Origin of the sequence: Buttiauxella cochleicola (assembly GCF_021283185.1) — a bacterium.
Lineage (GTDB): Bacteria > Pseudomonadota > Gammaproteobacteria > Enterobacterales > Enterobacteriaceae > Buttiauxella > Buttiauxella massiliensis.
Genome location: NZ_JAJSOS010000001.1, coordinates 461,486 through 483,780 on the forward strand (window position 1 = coordinate 461,486; position 22,295 = coordinate 483,780).

Consider the following 22,295-nt stretch of genomic DNA (forward strand, 5'->3'; position numbering starts at 1 on the left):
CTTTTTAGCCAGGGAATCTGCAAATGGGTCTGCTATCGCGAATTACCTCATTGTTTTCAAGCCTTTTTAAACCCCAATACCCCTGGCCTGCTCTGGATATTGTTCTACCCGGAGATCGCCATCTTCACCTTGTCGGCAGCATTCATATGGGTACGCGTGACATGGCGCCGCTGTCGAGTAAGCTTATCGATAAACTCAACAATTCCGATGCGCTGATTGTTGAAGCCGATATATCCGAAGGCGGTTCCCCCTTCCCGAATAATCCCGATGAACTCCCGCTTGAGCAACGACTATCAGCTGATGATTGGGCGCAGGTGGTGTCGTTAATCCAGGAGTTGGGAATCCCCCTGAGCCAAATTGATAATCAACCCGCCTGGCAAATTGCGCTGGTGCTACAGGCCCACCAGGCACAGCGACTAGGATTAAGAGCCGATTACGGGATTGATTTTCAGTTGCTGGAAGCCGCGAAGGCGCAGGCAGTACCGATTATTGAACTGGAAGGTGCACAGCATCAGGTGGATATTCTCACCCGCCTTCCTGATGGCGGCATGCCGTTATTGACCGATACGCTCACCCACTGGCACACCAATGCGCGTTTGCTGCAAACGATGATTAGCTGGTGGCTGGAGTCGCCACCGCAGAGTGGGAAAGTGGTATTGCCCAATACATTCGGCGATGAGTTATACGATGTTCTTATGCATCAACGTAACCTTCAGTGGCTGCATTTCTTGCAACAACTTCCTGCCGGACGCTACGTTGTGGCCGTCGGAGCACTGCATTTATACGGTGAGGGAAACTTGCCAGGGCTATTGAAAAATCCCACTAAATAAGCGGAAAGCCTGGTCTAAATAATTCGAGTTGCAGGACAAAAGGCTTTAGCCTTTTGAACAGCGCTTGCGCTGGCCCCTTCGGGGCGAGGCTACGCCGAGTAACGCGGCGACGCAGTGAATCCCCGGGAGCTTACTCCAGTAAGTGACTGGGGTGAACGAGGAAAGCCAACGCACCAGCAGCTTGAAGTATGACGACCGGGAAAAAAAACGGCCAATATCGCTATCGGCCCGTCAAAGAGGAATTTGTATATTATTTTAATTATTCTGGCCAAATTAATGGCCAGATACAGAATTGTCGCTCAATGTAACGATTAACGCCAACACTATTGCGTGACATTATAGTATTTGAAAGACTTATCACCCTGTTTATTAATTTGTGCGTATACCATACAAATTTACTAAGAAGGCTCCATGACACCCGCCGTAAAACTTCTCGAAAAAAACCGTGTTCCATTTCAGTTACATGCTTATGACCACGACCCAAGTGAAACAAACTTTGGTGATGAAGTGGTACGTAAACTCGGCCTGAATGCCGAGCAAGTCTACAAAACGCTGCTTGTTGCCATCAACGGGGATATGAAACAGTTAGCGGTTGCTGTTACGCCTGTTTCAGGCCAACTGGACTTGAAAAAAGTGGCAAAAGCATTGGGTGCCAAAAAAGTGGATATGGCCGATCCCATGGTCGCGCAGCGCATTACGGGTTATCTGGTGGGCGGTATCAGCCCTCTGGGGCAAAAGAAGCTGCTGCCAACGGTTATCGATGCCCCCGCTCAGGAATTCCCGTCGATTTACGTGTCGGGTGGTAAACGCGGGCTGGATATCGAACTTGCCGCAGCGGATCTGGCAAAACTGCTGAAAGCCACGTTTGCTGAGATTGCTCGCCGCGACTGATCGTTATTTCCTCCCAAAATAGCAATCTCAGTCAGGACGTAAAAGAGAGTCGCTGGCAAAGTAAATGCTTGAGGGAGGAATAATGAATAGCGAAAGACACGAACTTTATGCCCGACGTTTTGAGCAAGTGTTTGCCTGGATTGAACAGCATCTTGATAGCGCGTTAACGGTCGAGCAACTAAGTGAAGTCGCCTGTTTTTCGCGTTTTCATTTTCACCGGCAATTCAGCCAGTTTTGCGGAATCAGCGTCAGCCGTTACATCACTCTAATGCGGCTAAAACGGGCCTCTTTCCGACTGGTGAGCAACCCGCAGGAAAGAGTGATTAACATTGCTCTCGATGCCGGGTTTGAAAACCCTGAATCATTTTCCCGTGCCTTCAAAAATACCTTCGGCCTGACACCCAGCGAGTTTCGCAAAGATCCTGTTTGGGTTGACTGGCATGTGCATTTTCAATTTCCCGGACGGGAAAATCAGCAGAGGTTAAAAAATATGGACGTGAAAATCATTATTGTCGAACCGATGAAAGTCGCGGTGCTTGAGCATGTTGGCGATCCTATGCACGTAAATAATACGGTCGCGGCGTTTATTGAATGGCGTAAAGCATCAGGGCTTTCGGATTACAGTACTCAAGGGACTTACGGCGTTCCGTGGAACGACCCGCTGACCACACCGGGCCCGGAATTTCGTTTTGATGTATGTGGAGAGCTAAACCCGAAGGCCAACGGACAGGTTCCTGAAAATCCTCAGGGCGTTATCAGTAAAACATTACCCGGTGGGCGTTGTGCCGTGGTGCGTCACGTTGGTGCTTATGAGCGCATCAGCGATAGCGTTTATTATCTTTATCGCCAGTGGTTGCCAAACAGCGGTGAGGAGTTACGCGATTTTCCGGTCTATTTCCGCTACCTCGAACTCGATAAAGACCATCCCGAGCATGCGCAGCAGACTGATATTTTACTGCCATTGAAATAAAGAATGGTGGATGTCGTTTCCGATAATCCCCTTACAAAAGTTACCTTGTAGGTTGGATTAGCGTAGCGACATCCGACAAATTGCCTTACTGCCAGCTCACCTCGCCTTTCGGCTCATAAGCATTAACATCAAGCGGAGAGTTCTTCTCGATATATTGCTTCAGCACTTCTGCATCCACAAAACCGGTGTTCACATAGCCCGGTTTTTTATCGATAGCAGGATAGCCATCACCACCGGAGGCGTTAAAGTTTAACGTCGCCATACGGTAGGTTTTCGCTGGGTCAACCGGCTCACCTTTGATTTTCAGGTCCTGTAGGCCAGTAGCGGTTGCCACAAAGCTGACATTCGCAAACTGCGGGTAGGCACCCGAGTCGGGTTTTTTCTGCGCTACGGCACTGAGATATTCGGTGACTTCTTTGCCCGTCATATCGGTATAAACCACTGTGTTACCAAACGGCTGAACCTTCAGCACATCTTTATAAGTGATGTCGCCGGTTTCAATCGAATCACGAATGCCACCGCCGCTCATCACAGCAAAATCAGCACCGGTACGGTCCATTTGTGCCGCCAGCAGCAGACGCGCCAGGTTGGTTTGCACGAAACGTACTTTGCTACGATCGCCTTCCAAGTGGCCGTTAACGCTGCCGACTTTTACATTCAACTGCGCCTGGCCTTTATTCTGGAATGGCGTCAGCAGTGAGAGCATTTGCTGGTTTTCCGGGATCTGTGGCGTGTAAAGCACGCGCTCACTTTCACCATTATCGTAGGTGATTTTTTTCTTCAGATTGATGGGGATCAGCTGGTAATGCACCAGTTTCATTTCACCATTACGGAATTCAAAATCAGCACGACCTACGTATTTGCCCCACTCATGGGCCTGCACAATCCAGATACCGTTTTGCTGATCCGGCGCACATGGCGTGCCAGGCACGTAATCCACCTGCTTTTTATTTTCCGAAGCCATGCAGACCGGATCTTGTGAGTGCCCGCCAACAATCATCGTCAACGCACCAGCAGGGAGGCTGCGCGCCATTTCTACGTCGCCCGGCGCGTTAGAGCCATGGTCGCCGTTGTCATAGTGGCCCATATGGGTTGCCGCGATTAACACATCTGGTTTTTCAGTACTTTGCAGCTCCTGAATCACCAGCTTTGCTTCTTCAGCAGGTTTGCGGAATTCGATATCGGTGAAGTTTTCCGGGTTGCCAATTTTCGCGGTGTCGTCTGTGGTTAAACCGATAACCGCGATTTTAATATCCTGTGGCTTAAAGATGGCCCAAGGCTTAAATAGACGCTCGCCGGTGCTTTTCTGGTAAATGTTGGCCGAAAGCAGCGGGAATTTGGCCCACTTTTCTTGCTGACGTAATACGGTCAGCGGTTTGTCGAATTCGTGGTTGCCGATTGCCATCGCGTCATAACCAATCAGGTTCATGCCACGAAAATCAGGTTCTGCATCTTGCAAGTCAGATTCAGGTACACCGGTGTTGATGTCGCCGCCAGAGAGTAACAGTACGCTGCCTCCCTTCTCTGCCACCTCTTTACGAATGCTATCCACCAGAGTTTTCTGTGCAGCCAGGCCATATTCCGCGTGTTCATTGCGCCAGAAATGACCGTGGTGATCATTGGTGTGTAAAATGGTGATGTTATAAGTTTTATCTTTTTCCCAGGCCAGTGCAGATGCGCTGGTCAAGCCGACTGCGATAAGCAGTGCTGCGGTCACCCCTTTCACGACGAACTTCATTGCAAATCTCCATATTCAAAAAAATACTTCCGCACCAATAGCAGACAGCTACTAGCATAGACAAATAACTTTTCACGATTGTGACTTTCTTCAGAAAGTTCCTGCAGGTATGTTAGCAGGGTAACTGTTTCCCACGGTTCCATCGCTGAACCGATATAAAATAATACAATCAATTCTTTGCAGGTATTTATGGCAATCTCGGAACAAACTCTCGCATCGCCTGAGCCTAAAAAGGCTCGCACCGCGTTTGGCATTCTGGGGGCAATTAGTCTCTCCCATTTGCTCAACGATATGATTCAGTCGCTTATTCTGGCGCTCTACCCGCTACTCCAGAGCGAGTTCTCTCTGAGCTTTGTGCAGATTGGGATGATAACGCTCACCTTCCAGGTGACCTCATCGCTCCTTCAGCCGGTGGTAGGATACTACACCGACAAATACCCGATGCCGTGGTCGTTGCCGATTGGTATGTGCTTCACACTTTGCGGGTTAGTTATCCTCGCATTGGCGGGCAGTTTCCCAATGGTGCTATTGGCAGCCGGGCTTGTAGGAACCGGTTCTTCCGTTTTCCACCCGGAATCATCCCGCGTAGCGCGTATGGCATCCGGTGGCCGTCACGGCCTTGCGCAGTCGCTGTTCCAGGTTGGCGGCAACTTTGGTAGCTCTTTAGGGCCGTTGCTGGCTGCGCTGATTATCGCGCCTTACGGCAAAGGCAATGTGGGCTGGTTTGTGTTGGCCGCTCTACTGGCAATTATCGTATTGCTGCAAATTAGCCGTTGGTATGCGGCGCAACATCGTATGGCGAAAGGTAAAACCGCAGCACCTGTCGTTAACCCGCTACCGCGCAAGCAAGTGATTCAGGCGGTGTCTGTATTGCTGGTACTGATTTTCTCCAAGTATTTTTATATGGCGAGTATCAGCAGCTATTACACCTTCTACCTGATGCACAAATTTGGTTTATCGGTGCAAAATGCCCAATTCCATCTATTTGCCTTCCTGTTTGCAGTCGCTGCCGGGACAGTAATTGGTGGGCCGGTGGGCGATAAAATCGGTCGCAAATACGTTATCTGGGGTTCAATCCTCGGCGTCGCGCCATTTACCCTGTTCTTGCCATATGTATCCCTAGAATGGACCGGGATTCTGACCGTGATTATTGGCTTTATCCTTGCCTCCGCGTTTTCAGCGATTCTGGTTTACGCGCAAGAGCTGATGCCTGGGCGTATCGGTATGGTTTCCGGGCTATTTTTCGGTTTTGCTTTTGGGATGGGTGGGCTGGGTGCTGCAATACTCGGCCTGGTAGCCGACCATACAAGTATCGAGTTAGTCTATAAAATATGTGCTTTCCTGCCACTTCTCGGCATATTGACCATATTCCTGCCTGATAATCGCCATAAGTCATAGTTATAAAGGGTCAGAGATTGCCTCTGACCCTTTATATTACCCACGTTTACCCATACCTTTCTTAAACTAAGTGTATAAAACCCCATTCAGATGCCAATTTTTGTCTAAATGCGCCTTTTATTAAAAAACGATCTATTTAACACCCACATCGATTAAAAAATTGTCATAAACTAAATGTAGGTTATTGGATCTTATTTGTTACGAAAGGAGACGGAATGCATCACGCCACCCCGCTTATCACCACCATTGTCGGCGGCCTCGTATTGGCCTTTTTGCTCGGTATGGTCGCCAACAAACTTCGCATCTCACCTCTGGTGGGCTACTTACTAGCAGGGGTATTGGCCGGCCCTTTTACGCCAGGCTTTGTCGCAGACACTAAACTTGCCCCCGAATTAGCTGAGCTGGGCGTGATTCTGCTGATGTTTGGCGTTGGTTTGCACTTTTCGTTAAAGGATTTGATGGCGGTAAAGGCCATCGCCATCCCCGGAGCTATCGCCCAGATTGGTGTGGCGACGCTACTGGGAATGGCGCTCTCATCATTGATGGGCTGGTCGCTGATGACCGGTATCGTATTTGGGTTATGCCTTTCAACCGCCAGCACCGTGGTGCTGCTACGCGCGCTTGAAGAACGGCAACTCATTGATAGCCAGCGCGGGCAAATCGCCATTGGCTGGCTGATAGTTGAAGATCTGGTGATGGTGTTAACGCTGGTTCTGTTGCCAGCTGTCGCCGGAATGATGGAAAAAGGCGACCTTGGCTTTGCGACTCTGACGTTGGATTTGGGTTTGACCATCGGTAAAGTGGTGGCGTTTATTGCCATTATGCTGATTGTTGGCCGCCGCGTGGTGCCGTGGATTCTGGCGCGAAGTGCCGCAACTGGTTCGCGCGAACTCTTCACGCTAGCCGTTCTCGCGCTGGCGCTGGGCATTGCTTTTGGTGCGGTCGAACTGTTTGATGTTTCATTCGCCCTGGGGGCATTCTTCGCAGGAATGGTGCTCAATGAATCTGAATTAAGCCACCGCGCCGCACACGACACGCTGCCACTGCGTGATGCGTTTGCCGTGCTGTTCTTTGTCTCCGTAGGTATGTTGTTCGACCCATTAATTTTGATTCAGGAACCGCTCGCGGTACTGGGTACGGTTGCGATCATCGTCTTTGGTAAGTCGCTAGCCGCCTTCTTCCTGGTGCGCCTGTTTGGTCACTCGCAACGCACGGCATTAACCATCGCCACAAGCCTTGCACAAATTGGTGAGTTCGCCTTTATCCTTGCAGGGCTTGGTATGGCATTAAATCTGCTTCCGCAGACCGGGCAAAATCTGGTGCTGGCAGGGGCGATTTTGTCGATTATGCTCAATCCGATTTTGTTTGCAGTGCTTGAGCGTTATCTCGCAAAAACCGAAACGCTGGAAGAGCAGACGCTGGAAGAAGCTATCGAAGACGAGAAGCAAATTCCGGTCGATATTTGCCACCACGCGTTGCTGGTTGGTTTTGGGCGTGTAGGCAGCTTGCTGGGTGAGAAATTGCTGGCTCAGGGCATTCCGCTGGTGGTGATTGAAACGTCTCGCAGCCGGGTCGATGAGCTACGTGAACGTGGGATTCGCGCAGTGCTCGGCAATGCGGCCAATGAAGAGATCATGAATCTCGCCCACCTGGATTGCGCACGTTGGTTATTACTGACGATTCCTAATGGCTACGAGGCGGGTGAAATTGTTGCTGCAGCGCGTGCGAAATGCCCAGATATCGAGATTATTGCCCGTGCTCATTATGACGATGAAGTGGATTACATCACCGAACGTGGTGCCAATCGTGTCGTGATGGGTGAGCGCGAGATAGCCAATACCATGATGGGAATGCTGGAACATTCAACCGTTCAGTAAGTAGTCATTGGTGATGTTTTAGAGTGGGTCCAGCCCACTCTAATTTAATTTAGCAAGGCGACGGACCGCGTTTTCCACACCATTAAATATTGCATCACTGATATGCTCAGGGAATGTTGCAGGAAGCAACTCTCTTGCCTGCCTGAGTACTTCTGGTGTCTTTAGGTAAAACTCCTCTATCAACTCCGCCATGCGGGACTCACTAAAACCACATTTTTTAGCCGTTGCCAGGAAATGGCGTGGAAAGATCATATTCCATTCATATTTTTTTCCTTTCCCTGTTGAAGCCAGCGCCATCGCCATTTTGATATCCTGCTTCGCAAGACCACGGCCACCAATAAGTGGATAACAGGACATAATGTCGTATAGCGGCGTTAGGCAGTAACCCCCACCCGGCATAATCGAGACGGAATAGTTTTTTGCGTGGCCATCACTCGCAGCCAATAACCAGAAAAGAATATGGCTACGCATAAAGTTATCGCGATCTTTTTCAGCATGATCAGAGCCCAATAAAAACCTCATGATCACAGAAATCCCGGGACCACCGTCGCTTTCGTATTTCTTGGTTGACGGAATCCCTAGCGCCTGGCAAATATCTTCCTGCGGCAAACGGGCAATCCAGCTATTATGACTAACAAAACGACGATCAAAGCGTTTTACCACTAACACCTTAGTATGCTGGGTTATCACGATGTCACAATCTGCGACCTCCAACCCGTATAGTCTTGCCAATAACATACTGAGCCATTCATTTTCGACGCTATCACGAAGATCCAATGTAAAGCTATGCCCCTGGATTTCTCCAACAGGCAATTTGAATATATGGGTAGTCGGTGTAATACCTTTAGGTAATTGCCAGCAATCCTGATAGCGAAGTAACGCCGTCTTCTCTTGTGCCCCCGCAATTGAAATACGAAAATCACGCATTTCTTGTTGAAGGTAACGGGAGTGACTCAAATAGCCAGTCAGAATGCTGTCGAGGTCTTCTCCATCAAGTACCTCGCCATCTATTTTTTCTATATTCTGAATAGCCTCTTCTGGTGGTTGCAGTATTAATGCACCTACGCAATCCCTGCCAATTTCATATAATAAATCAAATGGTTGAATCGAATTCGCCTGATAGCGGCTCGCAATCCGCTCGCGGATTTCGCGGCTATCAGGTAACAAATTATCAAAAAAGTTAAAAACAACTTCACCCAGATATTCTGTCGCCCGCAGCGGCATGGAAAGTGATATTGGACGGGCACCGCTGGTGTTTAGCCAGCTATCGTCATACTGAAAAAAATTAGCGCCGTTATCCTCTTGCCTCAGCTTCCCAACCAGATATCCATTCATAAACACCGACAAACTTTTCATCTACCACTCCTCTTTCCATGTCTCAGCACGACCTTGTGTTGTTTTCGGCTCAATATGAAGCTCCATATTCATGGAAGATAGAATTTTAAACAGGGTCTCGATTTGCGTTTTAGCAGGATTTTTTTCGAATTTTGAGATCGTATCCTGCCGTAAACCTACTTTCGCAGACAACATTTCCTGCGTTTGCTTTTCCTGTTTGCGAGTGTCCTTCAGGAAAATGGCTAACTGTTCTGGAGAAGTAATTTTCATTATGTAACTTACCCCTTTTACCGGCACCAGCGTGTAAAATCAATTTTACCGGCACCAGCGTGTAAAATCAATTTTACCGGCACTAGCGTGTAAAATCTGTTTTACCGGCACTAGCGTGTAAAATCTGTTTTACCGGCACTAGCGTGTAAAATCTGTTTTACCGGCACTAGCGTGTAAAATCTGTTTTACCGGCACTAGCGTGTAAAAAAGGCCGGTAAGCTTTGCTTACCAGCCTTTTGTAGCATTACTGCACCTAAAGTTTTAACGCGCCCAGTAAGACTCTTCTAAGCTGTCTTCGCGTTCTGGCAATCCACGCGTCAGGCGCGGAGAGTGCTGGTTCAACACCTGGTAACTTACGCGGTTTGCGTATTTACACACCTGCGCCAAAGAGGAATAAGTCAGCCAGGTATGCTGGTGTTTGCTGGAGTTTGGCACGTTAGAACGGTGATAATTATTCGCCGTTATATCATGCAGAAGCGCAGCCAACGCACCGTCGCCCGCGCCATTGGTGTTCATGATTTTCTCAGGCCCGCCCATGTATGGCGCGATATGCGAGAAAATACGCATCGGGTTCTGGCAGTCTTTATGGCGCATTGCACGGCTAAATTCGTACTGGTTAAATTCAGCAATCGCACCCGGCAGCAGCGGATGTTGTGTCGTGCGTTTTGAAGACTCTTCTGTAAAGCCCGCCATGTACAGGCCAACAGGCCCTGCGGTACACAACACTAAATCGACCCAATCCAACGCCTTATCCGCCGCCAGTAATGGATCGCTCTCACCGGTCAGTGCCAACCCTTCCTCTTCGTTCATCGCAAGAATTGAGACATGTTCTTTCAAGAATGCCTGCCACCACTCCGGGTTTTCTGCGATGACGTATTTGGTGCCAAGTGTGAGCACCACAGGAACGTTGTATTTTTTCGCATACGCAATGGCCTGCATGGTAGCTTCCGGCATTGGTTCGCCATCTTTACAACGCACCAGATAGGAAGTCAGAACCAACGCAGAGGCACCCGCAATCACCTCTTCAGGGATATTTTCGGCACGCAACTGGTTCATATGGCCAGGGCTTATCGCAAAAGTACGCTCGCCCTGCTCGCCAATCAGCGTAAAGCAGCGGCCAATCGCGCCGTTAACACCTTGTAGATAGTTGAGATCGGTACGGCTGGAGGTGTTGCAAAGGTAGCGGTAGGCGTAGCTACCAATTTCGATATTGCTGCACATCACGCCCAGCAAAACAGAGCGGTCATCGGCCAAAACCGAATAGTTGTGCATGGTGTTGCCAATGGTGCCACCAGCAAACTGGTGGGTAATCAGATCTTTTTTCACCAACTCCTGATACAGCGCTTCCGCAACATCATCTTCAATAACCAGTGAGTGCCCGAAACTCAGACCGTAACGATGAACGAACGCATCGTCCACTTTGGCTTCGATATCCACCAGCGTTTGGTCTATCCCGACTATCCAGGAAGTGCCTGTTTCGCTTTCAGGCTGAACCTGTTGCAGTAATGGGTCACGTGCGTTTACAGGGAAGTAGTGTTTGGATTTTCGTTTGCCGGGAAATTTCATGATGTTGTTCGGAGGTTGCTAATCAGGCCGGAAATGGTAGCACATTAACGGCCCTAAGCGAGATCAGCGATATTTCTGCACCAGATTCATCATCATTGCGATGTGGGCTGGGTCGTCATTGAGCGCAGGAATATATTCATACTTTGTACCGCCTGCTTCGAGGAACACTTCACGGTTTTGTACCGCCATTTCTTCAAGCGTTTCGAGGCAATCGGCAGAAAAACCTGGGCACATAACCTGAATGTGTTTCACCCCTTTCTCCGCCAGCATTTTCAGCGTTTCATCGGTGTAAGGCATCAACCACGGCTCACGGCCAAAACGCGACTGGTACGTCATCATCACTTTTTCTGGCGGGAGCTCAAGTGCCGAAAGCAATTCACGGGTCGTGTCTCGGCATCGTTGCGGGTAATCATCGCCTTCGTTGGCGTAACGCTGGGGAATCCCGTGATAGGAGAGCAGCAACAAATCTGGTTCGCCGTGCTTTGCAAAAGATTCTCTGACCGACGCCACCAGCGCGTTGATGTAGGACTCGTCGTCAGCATAATCACGAATCAGGGAAATCGACGGCAAGGAACGGTAATCGGCAAAAATGCGCCCTAATTCGTCCCACACGGCGGCGACCGTCGAGCAGGAAAACTGCGGATACAGCGGCAGCACAACGATATGGTCAACGTGATGCGTCATCAGTTCTTCCACCGCACTTTTCAGCGACGGCGTGCCGTAGCTCATACCGAGTGCGACCGGTACATCAGGTAATTGCGCGGCCAGTGCGGCCTGTTGGCGACGGCTATAAACCAACAGTGGAGAACCTTCGTCCATCCATACCGACTGATAAAGCTTGGCGACACGAGCAGAACGCAGAGGGAGAATCACGCCACGCAATAGCGGCCACCAAATCAGGCGCGGTGTATCAACCACGCGTTTGTCGCTCAAAAACTGGCGTAAATAGCGTTTTACCGCCGCCGGAGTGGGTGCGTCAGGCGTGCCAAGGTTTGCCAGTAAGATACCCACTTTTTCCTGATTCATTTCCACTCCTTATCAACAGATTGCTGATAATTGTAACGTAAAAGCGCTTCAGGAGAACCGATTACAATGAAAGGGCAAAATTTGGGTAAAAAAATACCAGGAACAGGTCCTGGTATTTTTATCTACCCAAAAGATTTCGAGGTGCAGGTGTGTTATCTGCAACTTGAAAGATTACGGGTGGGGTTAGCCGAGGATTTTAGCCAGCTCAGCACTCACTTCGGTCACTTTACGGGTGCCGTCGATTTTCACGTATTTGGTGTTACCGGCTTCAGCTTCGTTGCTGTAGTAAGAGATCAGCGGAGCGGTCATCTGATGGTATTCCACCAGGCGCTTACGCACGGTCTCTTCCTGATCGTCTTTACGGGTAGTCAGTTCTTCACCCGTTGCGTCGTCTTTACCTTCCACTTTCGGTGGATTGAAGGTGACGTGATAAACGCGGCCCGATGGCGCATGTACGCGACGGCCAACGATACGCTCAACAATCAGCTCATCCGGCACGGCGAACTCCAGAACTACGTCCACATTGATGCCCGCTTCTTTCATTGCATCAGCTTGTGGAATAGTGCGAGGGAAACCATCAAGCAGGAAACCGTTACGGCAATCTTCCTGGGTAATGCGTTCTTTAACCAGAGCGATAACCAGTTCATCTGTAACCAGTTTACCGGCATCCATGATGTCTTTTGCTTGTTTGCCCAGTTCTGAGCCAGATTTCACTGCAGCACGCAGCATGTCACCGGTGGAGATTTGCGGAATGCCATATTTCTCCATGATGAACTGAGCCTGAGTTCCTTTACCTGCGCCCGGAGCGCCAAGCAGAATAATACGCATTGCGTAATTCCCCATTCGTTTGGATTTTTGATTATTTAAAGCAGAGGCGATGACCTTACCATTAAAGACGTATTCACCTCAAGAATAGCGGGGCTTGTGAGCGCCGTTAGCGGCGTTTAGATGAAAAAAAACCTGCCGTTTTGGCAGGTTTTTATCTTTTCTTGATGGCGGATGGCGGGTAAACGTAATCGCTACCCGCCCCTGTCATTAAGAAACCAGCAACTGGTTCATACGACGGATAAACTGGTTTGGATCTTCCAGCGTACCGCGCTCAGCTAACAGAGCCTGGTCAAGCAGCAGCTCAACCCACTCAGCGAACTGTGCTTCATCCTGAGTATCCGCAACACGTTTCACGAGACCATGATCCGGGTTCAGCTCGAAGATGTACTTCACCTCCGGCACTTCCTGGCCCGCAGCAGCAAACAGTTTGGCCATTTGCGTGCTCATGTCGTTGCTGTCGGTGGTCACGATAGCTGGCGTGTCGGTCAGACGGTGCGTCAGACGCACTTCTTTCACGCGCTCACCCAGCAGGGTTTTCACACGGTCAACAAACGGCTCAAGTGCTTTTTCAGCTTCTTTCGCTTCCGGAGTCTCTTCGTCAGCCATTTTTTCCAGTGACTCGTCAGTTTTGCTGACTGACTGGAACATTTTGCCGTCGAATTCGGTCAGGTAGCTCATCATCCACTCATCGATGCGGTCAGAAAGCAGCAATACTTCGATGCCTTTCTTACGCAGCAATTCCAGATGCGGGCTGCTCTTCGCGGCGGCATAGCTGTCGGCAGTGATGTAGTAAATCTTCTCCTGCCCTTCTTTCATGCGCGACACGTACTCTTCCAGCGACACAGTTTGTGTAGCGGAATCGGTATGCGTGGTCGCAAAGCGCAGCAGTTTAGCGATAGCTTCCTGGTTTGCGTTGTCTTCAGCAGGGCCTTCTTTCAGCACCAGGCCGAAGTTTTTCCAGAAGGTCTGGTATTTTTCGCTGTCGTCTTTCGCCAGTTTTTCCAGCATCTGCAATACGCGTTTGGTCAGCGCACTACGCAGATTCTGCGTTACACGGCTGTCTTGTAGAATTTCACGCGACACGTTCAGCGGCAGATCGTTGGAATCTATCAGACCACGCACGAAACGCAGGTAGTTCGGCATAAACTGCTCAGCGTCGTCCATGATGAACACGCGCTGCACGTACAGTTTCAGGCCGTGCTTATGGTCACGGTTCCACATATCCCACGGCGCCTGAGACGGGATGTACAGCAGGCTGGTGTACTCTTGCTTCCCTTCCACGCGGTTATGGCTATAAGTCAGCGGGTCGGTAAAGTCATGAGCCACATGTTTGTAGAACTCGTTGTACTCTTCGTCTTTAATTTCAGACTTGCTACGGGTCCACAGCGCCTGGGCTTTGTTGATCTTTTCCCAGCCGAGAATGGTTTCGCCATCTTTCTCTTCGCGAGTTTCAATCTCAACCGGCAAGGCGATGTGGTCAGAGTATTTGCTGATAGTCGAACGCACTCGCCAATCGTCTAAGAACTCATCTTCACCTTCACGCAGGTGCAGGGTAATTTCAGTCCCGCGATCGGCTTTAGTGATATCCGCAACGGTATATTCGCCAGCACCTTCTGATTCCCAGAACACAGCTTGATCTGCAGGCACACCTGCTGCGCGAGTACGCACAGTCACTTTATCTGCCACGATAAACGCAGAGTAGAAGCCCACACCAAACTGGCCGATAAGCTGGCTGTCTTTCGCCTGGTCAGAACCCATGGATTCGAGGAAAGCTTTGGTGCCGGATTTTGCGATGGTCCCGAGGTGGTCAATCGCTTCGTCACGGGTCATACCGATGCCGTTATCGGCAATCGTCAGGGTGCGTTTTTCTTTATCAAAAGAGACGCGCACGCGCAGCTCGCCGTCACCTTCGTAGAGGTCTGCTTGAGACAGGGCGCGGAAGCGCAATTTGTCTGCCGCATCAGAGGCGTTGGAGATCAGCTCACGTAGGAAAATTTCTTTATTTGAGTAGAGGGAGTGGATCATCAGGTGCAGAAGTTGTTTCACTTCAGACTGGAAGCCACGTGTCTCTTGTCCTTTCATGGTCATTGATACCTCAACAAAATCAAAATACGCAGGGGGTTTTAAAACGCTGAGGGTGATATGAGGATAGAAAGGAGGGTTTTCAAGCGGGAGGATTAAAAACCTCCCCGCAAGTGATTAGAAATTAATCTTGTGACGCCCAGCAAGAGAGTGCGAAAGCGTAGTGCCATCGACCATTTCCAGCTCGCCGCCGACCGGCACACCATGCGCGATACGGCTGGCGTCCACGCCATATTGCCCGCATAACTCGGCAATGTAGTTGGCGGTGGCTTCACCTTCCACGGTTGGGTTGGTGGCAAGAATAAGTTCTTTAATGGTTTCGCGCTCAAGACGCTGTTCAAGCCTATCGAGGCCAATGTCTTGCGGGCCAATACCATCTATCGGAGATAAATGCCCCATCAGTACGAAATAGCGCCCGGAAAATTGGCCGGTCGCTTCAATAGCGTGAATATCTGCCGGAGTTTCCACCACACAAATCTGGCCATTTTCCTGACGACGCGGATTGGCGCAGATTGCGCACACTTCCTGTTCAGTAAAAGTACGGCAATCAGCACAGTGGCCGATTTCAGACATCGCGCGTGTTAACGCTTGAGCAAGACGCATCCCACCGCTGCGGTCGCGTTGCAGGAGCGCGAACGCCATACGTTGGGCAGACTTTGGGCCAACGCCTGGCAGGCAGCGCAAGGATTCCATAAGGGCGGTTAGTAAAGGACTGGTTTGCATCGCTCAGACTTCTGAAAAAAGAGTGGGCCATAGCCTAACATTAGCCCCGCTGAAGGACATAGAAAAAGATATTCCCCCTGCGCGATGACTCGCACAGGGGGAATGATTTACGCTATCTTCTGACCAAATTTTCCCTGATTAAAATCGTCAATGGCCTCTTTGATTTCCTCACGAGTGTTCATCACAAACGGTCCGTAGCCGACCACTGGCTCATTAAGCGGCTCACCGCTCAACACCAACACAACGGCATCATTGTTGGCTTCAAGCGTCACCGTTTCGCCTTTAGCATCCAGCACCACCAGTTGCGCTTCGCGAACCACTTCCTGCCCATTGACCTGTACCGTGCCTTTGAGAACCACCAGCGCCGTGTTCCAGCCATCTGGCAGCGTCAGTTGTGTAGAACTGTGCGCATTGAGCCGCATATCCAGCACACGCAGTGGAGAAAACGTGTGTGCCGGGCCTTTTGCGCCATCCATTTCACCTGCGATGACTCGCACCTGTCCTGCGTTATCCGGCAGTGTCACGACCGGAATATCGGCGTCGGTAATGGACTGGTAGTTCGGTGGTGTCGACTTGTCTTTGGCTGGCAAGTTGACCCACAGCTGAACCATTTCAAGCGTACCGCCCTTCTCGCTAAACGCCGGTGAGTGGAACTCTTCATGCAAAATGCCACTACCCGCGGTCATCCACTGCACGTCACCCGGGCCAATCACCCCGCCGCTGCCGGTGGAGTCGCGGTGCGCCACTTCGCCTTTGTAGACGATGGTGACGGTTTCAAAACCGCGGTGCGGGTGTACATCAACGCCACGCTGCCCTTTGTTGCTCGGCTTAAATTCCGCAGGTCCTGCGTAATCGAGCAGCAGGAACGGGCTGAGCTGTTTTTCAAACTTTGAGTAAGAAAACAGTGAGCGAACCGGGAAGCCATCGCCCACCCAGTGGGAAGCCGGTGCTGAATAAACGCCAAGAATTGATTTCATCGTTATCTCCATTGAGTGTCGATTTCTGTTGAGATAAAGCTTACTCATAAGACGAATTCCTCGGTAGACTCTGAAAATGAACTCAGTGTTCCATAAACAGGACAATGAAAATGCAAGACCTCAACGATCTGTGGTATTTCGTGCAAGTGGTCGATAACGGAGGGTTTTCTCCAGCGAGCCGCGTTATCGGTATTCCAAAATCACGCTTGAGTCGCCGAATTGCACTACTGGAAGAAAGTCTTGAGACACGCCTGATTCAGCGTTCAACACGCAGTTTCACAGTGACCGAAGCCGGGCAGATTTTTTATCGCCACTGCAAGGCGATGATTATTGAAGCCGAAGCCGCTCAGGAAGCGATTAACTCTTTGCGCGCAGAGCCTCGCGGGCTGATCCGCCTGAGCTGCCCGATTGCCCTGCTGCATGTGCATATCGGGGAGATGCTGGCGAAGTTTATGGCGCTTTATCCGCAAGTCACCGTGCAGCTAGAAGAGACAAATCGCCAGGTTGATGTACTAAATGAAAATGTCGACTTAGCGGTGCGGGTACGTCCATTGCCGTTGGACGATAGCGATCTGGTGATGCGTAAACTGGCGGATCGCGGCATGTGCCTGGTAGCCAGCCCGGAACTGGTTGAGCGCTTTACAACGCCTGCATCACCGGCAGATCTTCAGCACTGGCCAAGCCTTGCGTTGTCAAAACCGCAGCAGATTTACCGCTGGTGCCTGTTCGGCCCGGATAGTCAGGAAGTGACGCTGCATCACAAGCCACGTTTTGTGACCACTGATATGGATGCGCTGCGAGCGGCTGCGCTGGCAGGTGTGGGGTTGGTTCAGTTGCCGATATTGATGGTCAACAAGCAACTGGCAGACGGGAGCCTGGTGCGTTTGTTACCGGAGTGGCGAGCAAGGCGTGAGGTTATTCATTTGGTGTTTCCTTCACGGCGCGGCCAGTTACCGGCTGTCAGGGCATTGATTGATTTTCTGGTGGAGAGTTATGCAGAGTTTGAGGAGGAGTAGACCTGGAAAATTGATTTTCCAAAATAATTCGCGTTGCGGGAAGGCGGCAAGTGAGCAACAAATCTGTCTGGAACAGATTTGAACAGCGCTTGCGCTGGCCCAAAGGGTGAGCCTCATGGACGAGGCTCATAATCCCCAGGAGCTTACATCAGTAAGTGACTGGGGTTTGTGACAAATCTGCCGGGAGCAGATTTGAACGCTGCTTGCTGCGGCCCCGAAGGGGTGAGGCTCACGGATGAGCCGAATAACGTAGCCAACGCCCCCGCAACACGAAGAATGACGGAAAATCAGAATGGCATTTTGAAGCCTGGTGGCAACTGCATCCCGCTGGACACGCCAGCCATTTTCTCTTTCTGCGCTTCGCCGATACGACGTGCCGCATCGTTGAAGGCCGCAGCAACCAGATCTTCAACCATCTCTTTGTCGTCTTCCATCAGGCTTGGATCGATTTCCACGCGACGGCAGTTGTGAGCACCGTTGATGGTCACTTTAACCAGACCCGCGCCAGATTCGCCAGTGACTTCCATTTGGGCGATTTCTTCCTGAACCTGGGCCATTTTTTCCTGCATCTGCTGGGCTTGCTTCATGATGTTGCCCAGACCGCCTTTTCCAAACATAGTCTTCTCTCTTTTGCTCGGGCCGACTAACCGTACGTGACGATTATCGGCTATCAGGGTTTACAACAAACCGGCATATACCCAAGCTACTTCAAGATGCAGGTAGGCGGCAATCGAATGAATCCCGATGAGCTTACTTGAGTAAGTGATTCGGGTGAACGAGAGCAGCCAACAACCCTGCAACTTGAAGGGCGAAGGGTATAACCGGTCTGTCAAATTGGTCGAATACTATCGTCATCCAGTTCCGCATCAAAGAAACGACGCAGCGTCTGAATGTTGTTGTCAGTTTTCATTGCTTCCCGCGCTTGTGCCAGCTTCTCTTCATAGATAGCCTGGCGCCATTCAAGCGGGGTACGTTGCGCAAGATTATCATCTTCAATAATAGTCAGCTCAACAGTTTCACCACTAAAAGTACTCAATGCGTCCGCCAGCGTTTTCTGCGCCGACGGTGAATTCAAATGCCGTAGTGCCGGGCGCAAGTGCAAACACACTCGGTTGCCGTCCTGCTCTTTCCAGGCATTTAATGCAAGCTGCTGCACTAATTTCGGCAGCACCAGTTGGCTAATTTCAGCCGACCAGCTATCGCGCTCAATGGCCTCCAGAGCCAGTTTCTGCGCAAGCTCAGGCGTTTTCTCATGCTCCATCGCGCGTTTTAATGCTTTTGGTGTCGCAACCGGTTCTTCGACGACATCAGAAACAATTTGCGACTTCCAGCGATAAGCCTCGGGCTTTGGCTCAGGCTTTTCCTCTGTCTGCGCTGCGGGCCGGGACTGGATACGCTCGCTCACCGAGGCTAAGCGTTCCAGAGCAGTGCTGTTCTTTGCCGGCCGCGCTAGATTTGGCGCTGCCGGCTCACTCTTTTTTGCTTTGTTCGCTCCCTGCTGGCGCATGAGCTGTGTTCGCGCTTGCAACACCTGACTGGTGGTGTCTGGCAGCACAGTCTCATTTGGCCGTGGCGCGGGGGCTATTTGTTGGCGCACCGGAACAGGGTTCACCACCGGAATACTTGGCGCCTGACGCGGTTGTTCTGGCTCTGGTAGCGGCTTGCGCGGGTGGAATGCCAGTGCGCGCAGCAGAGTCATTTCAATGCCCATACGTCGATCTGGCGCCCAGGACAGCTCTTTGCGGCCAATCAGCAAGGTTTGGTAATAAAGTTGAACTTCAGCAGGCGGCACGACGCGCGCCAGCTCACGCATACGCTGTTCAATCGCGGCCATGTCGCTGCCTAACGCAGCAGGCGAAAGCTGAACCATCGCCACGCGATGCAGCAAACTCAGCATTTCCACCAGCAAAGCTTCCCACTCAACACCACGCCCGGCGGCTTCATTAAGCAAGTTCATCACCCGCTCACCATCAGCCTGCACCATCGCCTCTACTAGCGAAAGAGCCTGGTCGTCATCAAGCGTACCCAGCATCGTGCTGACAGCGGCAGTTGTTACCTGCCCATCACCGCTGGCAATCGCCTGGTCGGTAAGACTTAGTGCATCACGTAGGCTGCCATCTGCGGCGCGAGCCAACAGTTGCAGAGCACGGGTTTCGCTGGGGATTTTTTCTTCGCCAAGAATGTATTCCAGTTGATGGCGGATTTGTTCGACATCCAGCGCTTTCAGGTGGAATTGCAGGCAGCGAGAAAGAATAGTGACCGGCAATTTTTGCGGATCAGTCGTCGCCAGCAGGAATTTGACGTGCGATGGCGGCTCTTCAAGCGTCTTCAACAATGCGTTGAAGCTGTGGCGGGAGAGCATGTGCACTTCATCGATAAGATAAACTTTGAAGCGGCCACGCGCTGGCGCGTACTGAACGTTATCCAGCAAATCACGCGTATCTTCGACTTTGGTACGCGAGGCGGCATCAATTTCAATCAGATCAACAAAGCGACCTTGTTCGATTTCGCGGCAATTGTCGCACACACCGCAAGGGGTGGCGGTAATGCCGGTTTCACAATTTAACCCTTTCGCCAACAGGCGAGCGATGGATGTTTTACCCACGCCGCGCGTCCCCGAAAAGAGATAGGCGTGATGGATTCGGCCCATGGATAAGCCATTAGCCAGAGCAGTCAACACGTGTTGCTGGCCGACTACATCAGCAAAAGTTTGTGGCCGCCATTTGCGGGCTAAGACCTGGTAGCTCATTCGAGATAGGCTCTACATCGCGGGAGTGAATTCAGGGGGGTAATGCTAACATAAGCCTCACCTGATGGGCGAGGCTTCTATACCCATCATCCTTCAAGCTGCAGGGGTGTTGGCTGCAACTCGAATGCTAATGGGTATAATTTGGGGAATACGAAGGCTGAACTCAGTGACCTGGGAAAAGTACGAGGCTGTAGCTTTTCACGCCCATTTTTTCCAGGCGCTGTTCACCACCAATATCAAACAGATTGATGATAAACGCAGCGTCAGTCACTTCCCCACCCAGACGGCGGATAAGTTTCACTGTTGCTTCAATGGTACCGCCGGTTGCCAGCAGATCGTCCACTACCAGAACTTTGTCGCCAGGCTCGATTGCATCAACGTGGATTTCCAGTTGATCGGTGCCGTATTCCAGCTCGTAGTTTTCAGCGATTGTTTCGCGTGGCAGTTTGCCTGGCTTGCGAACCGGCACGAAGCCAACACCTAACTCCAGCGCAACCGGTGCACCAAACAAGAACCCACGCGCTTCGGTACCCACCACTTTGGTGATACCGGCGTCTTTAAAGCGTGAGACTAATAATTCGATGCTGGTGGCGTAAGCTTTCGGATCTTCAAGCAAGCTGGTAACGTCACGGAATAAGATCCCAGGTTTTGGGTAGTCTGGAATGCTTTTGATGCTGTTTTTCAGATATTCAAGCTGCTGCGCAGTCGCGGTCATAATTAATGCCTGCTAAAAACAAGGTTCTAACAAAGCACGGAACAGGTTAATTAATGAAGTATTGATGATTCATTAATCAGTCATACCATGCTCGAAAACGGTCGAATTTACTGGCTGGCACCAACAATTGCAACCACTGCAAATGCGCTTTATGGCTTTTGTTGCTTTTCGTCAATTACCGGCATGCGCCACATAAAGAACAGCAGTGCGCACATCATCATCAATAATAGTAGCCTGACCCAAAGAATGTTGACCAGGTAAAGAGAGACGGCAAAAGTTAACACGATGAAAATCAACGCCCTGGGTTTGGCACCCGGTGGCAGCGCACGATGGTCCTGCCAATGGCGGATATAACTGCCAAACCATGAGCGGTACAGTAACCAGTGATGAAAGCGCGGCGAGGAATGGGCGAAGCACCAGGCCGCCAGCAGCAAAAATGGGGTTGTGGGAAGTAAAGGCAAGACAACACCCAGCGTCGCAAGGACTACCGCCAGCCAACCAATGATGATTAAAATGATCCGTTTCATTCATTATTCCGTACTTAAACACGTGCAACACTGGAGATTCATTTTGTGAAAACCGCCGCGCTGTTACAAGCTTTGGATGCTCGCGTCGCGGAACTCGCACAGGCCATTGCGCCTGTCTCGTTACAACGCGCATCGCAAGCACGCTTCGATCGTAAACTGTTTTCCACTCACAGCACGCAACTTAAAGATTATCTGACCGAAGTTCAGGCAAATCTCGCGCAGTTAGAGCTTAGCGTGAAAGTCGGCAAAGCGGAGCAAGTTGCGTATCTCGCCGAAAAACTCGTGGCGCAAATTGCCGCCTTGCAGCGTGAACTCGCCACCGTGAAGATGCGTAAAAATGATCCGCAGCCCGTGGTTGCCGAGAATCTGTATGAGAAACTCTCAACGCATCAGGATTACGAACGCCGCATCCAGATTATGATTAGCGATCGTGAAAGCCAACTTTCGATACAAGTCACGCTTGCCGGGCAGCAAAAACTCCAGAAGGAACTGGCAGCTCTCGAAGGGCGTTTGCAGCGCTGCCGCCAGGCGTTGACGCGAATTGAACGCGCCATCGAACGCCGCGAACGTGGGCTAAGCTAACGCTTAAACCAAACCATTTACTTGAACGGATAAACGTAATGTCGCTGGAAAACGCACCAGAAGAAGTCAAACTGGCGGTCGATTTGATAATGCTGCTAGAACAACATGAAATCCCGACGGAAACCGCGCTCGCAGCGCTTGAGATTGTCCGTCAGGATTTTTTGCGTAAGCGGGAAGAGAACACCTCCCGCTAAT

General features: G+C 50.8%; 21 protein-coding genes and 1 other annotated feature. Of the genes, 8 read left to right on the forward strand and 13 right to left on the reverse strand.

The window, feature by feature from the left end; translation table 11 throughout:
• Positions 1-23: 23 nt before the first annotated feature.
• The 3 genes from LVQ76_RS02025 to LVQ76_RS02035 all read left to right on the forward strand — a co-directional run bounded on the left by LVQ76_RS02025 (position 24) and on the right by LVQ76_RS02035 (position 2,691).
• Positions 24-830: a TraB/GumN family protein gene (locus LVQ76_RS02025; RefSeq protein WP_151994789.1), complete on the forward strand. Its 807-nt coding sequence runs from the start codon at positions 24-26 to the stop codon at positions 828-830.
• A gap of 411 nt (positions 831-1,241) precedes the next feature.
• Positions 1,242-1,721, forward strand: a complete 480-nt coding sequence (gene ybaK / locus LVQ76_RS02030; protein ID WP_232920854.1) for a Cys-tRNA(Pro)/Cys-tRNA(Cys) deacylase YbaK — start codon at positions 1,242-1,244, stop codon at positions 1,719-1,721.
• An 82-nt stretch (positions 1,722-1,803) separates the two neighbouring features.
• Positions 1,804-2,691, forward strand: a complete 888-nt coding sequence (locus LVQ76_RS02035; RefSeq protein WP_232920855.1) for an AraC family transcriptional regulator — start codon at positions 1,804-1,806, stop codon at positions 2,689-2,691.
• A gap of 85 nt (positions 2,692-2,776) precedes the next feature.
• On the opposite strand, the gene ushA is transcribed toward LVQ76_RS02035, so the two are convergent.
• Positions 2,777-4,429 (reverse strand): bifunctional UDP-sugar hydrolase/5'-nucleotidase UshA, encoded by a 1,653-nt coding sequence (gene ushA, locus LVQ76_RS02040; protein WP_232920856.1) that lies wholly within the window; start codon positions 4,427-4,429, stop codon positions 2,777-2,779.
• Between the two features lie 189 nt (positions 4,430-4,618).
• On the opposite strand from ushA, the gene LVQ76_RS02045 reads away from it, so the two are divergent.
• Entirely contained in the window at positions 4,619-5,827 is a 1,209-nt protein-coding gene (locus LVQ76_RS02045) for an MFS transporter (protein WP_232920857.1), read from the forward strand.
• A 215-nt stretch (positions 5,828-6,042) separates the two neighbouring features.
• Positions 6,043-7,704, forward strand: coding sequence for a YbaL family putative K(+) efflux transporter (gene ybaL, locus LVQ76_RS02050; protein WP_232920858.1), 1,662 nt, complete (start codon positions 6,043-6,045; stop codon positions 7,702-7,704).
• Positions 7,705-7,743: 39 nt separating this feature from the next.
• On the opposite strand, the gene LVQ76_RS02055 is transcribed toward ybaL, so the two are convergent.
• The 8 genes from LVQ76_RS02055 to LVQ76_RS02090 all read right to left on the reverse strand — a co-directional run bounded on the left by LVQ76_RS02055 (position 7,744) and on the right by LVQ76_RS02090 (position 16,511).
• Complete coding sequence (locus tag LVQ76_RS02055; protein WP_232920859.1) at positions 7,744-9,060, reverse strand: type II toxin-antitoxin system HipA family toxin; 1,317 nt, start codon at positions 9,058-9,060, stop codon at positions 7,744-7,746.
• Positions 9,061-9,309, reverse strand: coding sequence for a helix-turn-helix domain-containing protein (locus tag LVQ76_RS02060; protein WP_232920860.1), 249 nt, complete (start codon positions 9,307-9,309; stop codon positions 9,061-9,063).
• Positions 9,310-9,570: 261 nt separating this feature from the next.
• The gene (locus LVQ76_RS02065; RefSeq protein ID WP_151994783.1) at positions 9,571-10,875 is read right to left on the reverse strand and encodes an inosine/guanosine kinase; all 1,305 of its coding nucleotides are present in this window, start codon (positions 10,873-10,875) and stop codon (positions 9,571-9,573) included.
• 63 nt (positions 10,876-10,938) lie between these two features.
• Positions 10,939-11,901: a ferrochelatase gene (gene hemH, locus LVQ76_RS02070; RefSeq protein WP_232904144.1), complete on the reverse strand. Its 963-nt coding sequence runs from the start codon at positions 11,899-11,901 to the stop codon at positions 10,939-10,941.
• 183 nt (positions 11,902-12,084) lie between these two features.
• Positions 12,085-12,729, reverse strand: coding sequence for an adenylate kinase (gene adk, locus LVQ76_RS02075; RefSeq protein WP_232920861.1), 645 nt, complete (start codon positions 12,727-12,729; stop codon positions 12,085-12,087).
• 207 nt (positions 12,730-12,936) lie between these two features.
• Positions 12,937-14,811, reverse strand: coding sequence for a molecular chaperone HtpG (htpG, locus tag LVQ76_RS02080; RefSeq protein WP_232920862.1), 1,875 nt, complete (start codon positions 14,809-14,811; stop codon positions 12,937-12,939).
• Between the two features lie 117 nt (positions 14,812-14,928).
• Entirely contained in the window at positions 14,929-15,534 is a 606-nt protein-coding gene (recR, locus tag LVQ76_RS02085; RefSeq protein WP_034458095.1) for a recombination mediator RecR, read from the reverse strand.
• Positions 15,535-15,641: 107 nt separating this feature from the next.
• Positions 15,642-16,511 carry a pirin family protein gene (locus LVQ76_RS02090; protein ID WP_232904146.1) on the reverse strand — a complete coding sequence of 290 codons (870 nt, stop codon included), beginning with the start codon at positions 16,509-16,511 and terminating at the stop codon, positions 15,642-15,644.
• Between the two features lie 104 nt (positions 16,512-16,615).
• On the opposite strand from LVQ76_RS02090, the gene LVQ76_RS02095 reads away from it, so the two are divergent.
• Positions 16,616-17,527 carry a LysR family transcriptional regulator gene (locus LVQ76_RS02095; RefSeq protein WP_232920863.1) on the forward strand — a complete coding sequence of 304 codons (912 nt, stop codon included), beginning with the start codon at positions 16,616-16,618 and terminating at the stop codon, positions 17,525-17,527.
• Between the two features lie 287 nt (positions 17,528-17,814).
• Here the strand turns inward: LVQ76_RS02095 and LVQ76_RS02100 are convergent, their stop codons facing one another.
• The 4 genes from LVQ76_RS02100 to LVQ76_RS02115 form a co-directional block, all read right to left on the reverse strand.
• On the reverse strand, positions 17,815-18,144 hold the full coding sequence (locus LVQ76_RS02100) for a YbaB/EbfC family nucleoid-associated protein (RefSeq protein WP_034458087.1): 330 nt from the start codon (positions 18,142-18,144) through the stop codon (positions 17,815-17,817).
• 212 nt (positions 18,145-18,356) lie between these two features.
• Positions 18,357-20,276 (reverse strand): DNA polymerase III subunit gamma/tau, encoded by a 1,920-nt coding sequence (dnaX, locus tag LVQ76_RS02105; protein WP_232920864.1) that lies wholly within the window; start codon positions 20,274-20,276, stop codon positions 18,357-18,359.
• Positions 18,963-19,027 (reverse strand) — a sequence feature (DnaX frameshifting element). It overlaps the preceding gene by 65 nt.
• A 163-nt stretch (positions 20,277-20,439) precedes the next feature.
• Positions 20,440-20,991, reverse strand: a complete 552-nt coding sequence (apt, locus tag LVQ76_RS02110) for an adenine phosphoribosyltransferase (RefSeq protein WP_034458083.1) — start codon at positions 20,989-20,991, stop codon at positions 20,440-20,442.
• Positions 20,992-21,140: 149 nt separating this feature from the next.
• Positions 21,141-21,518: a DUF454 family protein gene (locus LVQ76_RS02115; RefSeq protein ID WP_232864139.1), complete on the reverse strand. Its 378-nt coding sequence runs from the start codon at positions 21,516-21,518 to the stop codon at positions 21,141-21,143.
• A 45-nt stretch (positions 21,519-21,563) separates the two neighbouring features.
• Here LVQ76_RS02115 and priC point away from each other — a divergent pair, with 45 nt between their 5' ends.
• Positions 21,564-22,100: a primosomal replication protein PriC gene (gene priC / locus LVQ76_RS02120; RefSeq protein ID WP_232920865.1), complete on the forward strand. Its 537-nt coding sequence runs from the start codon at positions 21,564-21,566 to the stop codon at positions 22,098-22,100.
• A 38-nt stretch (positions 22,101-22,138) separates the two neighbouring features.
• The gene (gene rsmS, locus LVQ76_RS02125; RefSeq protein WP_064516707.1) at positions 22,139-22,294 is read left to right on the forward strand and encodes a pleiotropic regulatory protein RsmS; all 156 of its coding nucleotides are present in this window, start codon (positions 22,139-22,141) and stop codon (positions 22,292-22,294) included.
• The last annotated feature ends 1 nt before the right edge of the window (position 22,295 follow it).

What these genes read in the sequence shown, in the direction of transcription:
- dnaX (WP_232920864.1), bottom strand. Translation starts at nt 20,276, where the DNA reads ATGAGCTACCAGGTCTTAGCCCGCAAATGGCGGCCACAAACTTTTGCT.
- adk (WP_232920861.1), bottom strand. Translation starts at nt 12,729, where the DNA reads ATGCGTATTATTCTGCTTGGCGCTCCGGGCGCAGGTAAAGGAACTCAG.
- hemH (WP_232904144.1), bottom strand. Translation starts at nt 11,901, where the DNA reads ATGAATCAGGAAAAAGTGGGTATCTTACTGGCAAACCTTGGCACGCCT.
- LVQ76_RS02060 (WP_232920860.1), bottom strand. Translation starts at nt 9,309, where the DNA reads ATGAAAATTACTTCTCCAGAACAGTTAGCCATTTTCCTGAAGGACACT.
- apt (WP_034458083.1), bottom strand. Translation starts at nt 20,991, where the DNA reads ATGACCGCGACTGCGCAGCAGCTTGAATATCTGAAAAACAGCATCAAA.
- ushA (WP_232920856.1), bottom strand. Translation starts at nt 4,429, where the DNA reads ATGAAGTTCGTCGTGAAAGGGGTGACCGCAGCACTGCTTATCGCAGTC.
- LVQ76_RS02090 (WP_232904146.1), bottom strand. Translation starts at nt 16,511, where the DNA reads ATGAAATCAATTCTTGGCGTTTATTCAGCACCGGCTTCCCACTGGGTG.
- LVQ76_RS02035 (WP_232920855.1), top strand. Translation starts at nt 1,804, where the DNA reads ATGAATAGCGAAAGACACGAACTTTATGCCCGACGTTTTGAGCAAGTG.
- LVQ76_RS02045 (WP_232920857.1), top strand. Translation starts at nt 4,619, where the DNA reads ATGGCAATCTCGGAACAAACTCTCGCATCGCCTGAGCCTAAAAAGGCT.
- ybaK (WP_232920854.1), top strand. Translation starts at nt 1,242, where the DNA reads ATGACACCCGCCGTAAAACTTCTCGAAAAAAACCGTGTTCCATTTCAG.
- LVQ76_RS02065 (WP_151994783.1), bottom strand. Translation starts at nt 10,875, where the DNA reads ATGAAATTTCCCGGCAAACGAAAATCCAAACACTACTTCCCTGTAAAC.
- ybaL (WP_232920858.1), top strand. Translation starts at nt 6,043, where the DNA reads ATGCATCACGCCACCCCGCTTATCACCACCATTGTCGGCGGCCTCGTA.
- LVQ76_RS02100 (WP_034458087.1), bottom strand. Translation starts at nt 18,144, where the DNA reads ATGTTTGGAAAAGGCGGTCTGGGCAACATCATGAAGCAAGCCCAGCAG.
- LVQ76_RS02025 (WP_151994789.1), top strand. Translation starts at nt 24, where the DNA reads ATGGGTCTGCTATCGCGAATTACCTCATTGTTTTCAAGCCTTTTTAAA.
- LVQ76_RS02055 (WP_232920859.1), bottom strand. Translation starts at nt 9,060, where the DNA reads ATGAAAAGTTTGTCGGTGTTTATGAATGGATATCTGGTTGGGAAGCTG.
- htpG (WP_232920862.1), bottom strand. Translation starts at nt 14,811, where the DNA reads ATGAAAGGACAAGAGACACGTGGCTTCCAGTCTGAAGTGAAACAACTT.
- recR (WP_034458095.1), bottom strand. Translation starts at nt 15,534, where the DNA reads ATGCAAACCAGTCCTTTACTAACCGCCCTTATGGAATCCTTGCGCTGC.
- LVQ76_RS02115 (WP_232864139.1), bottom strand. Translation starts at nt 21,518, where the DNA reads ATGAAACGGATCATTTTAATCATCATTGGTTGGCTGGCGGTAGTCCTT.
- LVQ76_RS02095 (WP_232920863.1), top strand. Translation starts at nt 16,616, where the DNA reads ATGAAAATGCAAGACCTCAACGATCTGTGGTATTTCGTGCAAGTGGTC.
- rsmS (WP_064516707.1), top strand. Translation starts at nt 22,139, where the DNA reads ATGTCGCTGGAAAACGCACCAGAAGAAGTCAAACTGGCGGTCGATTTG.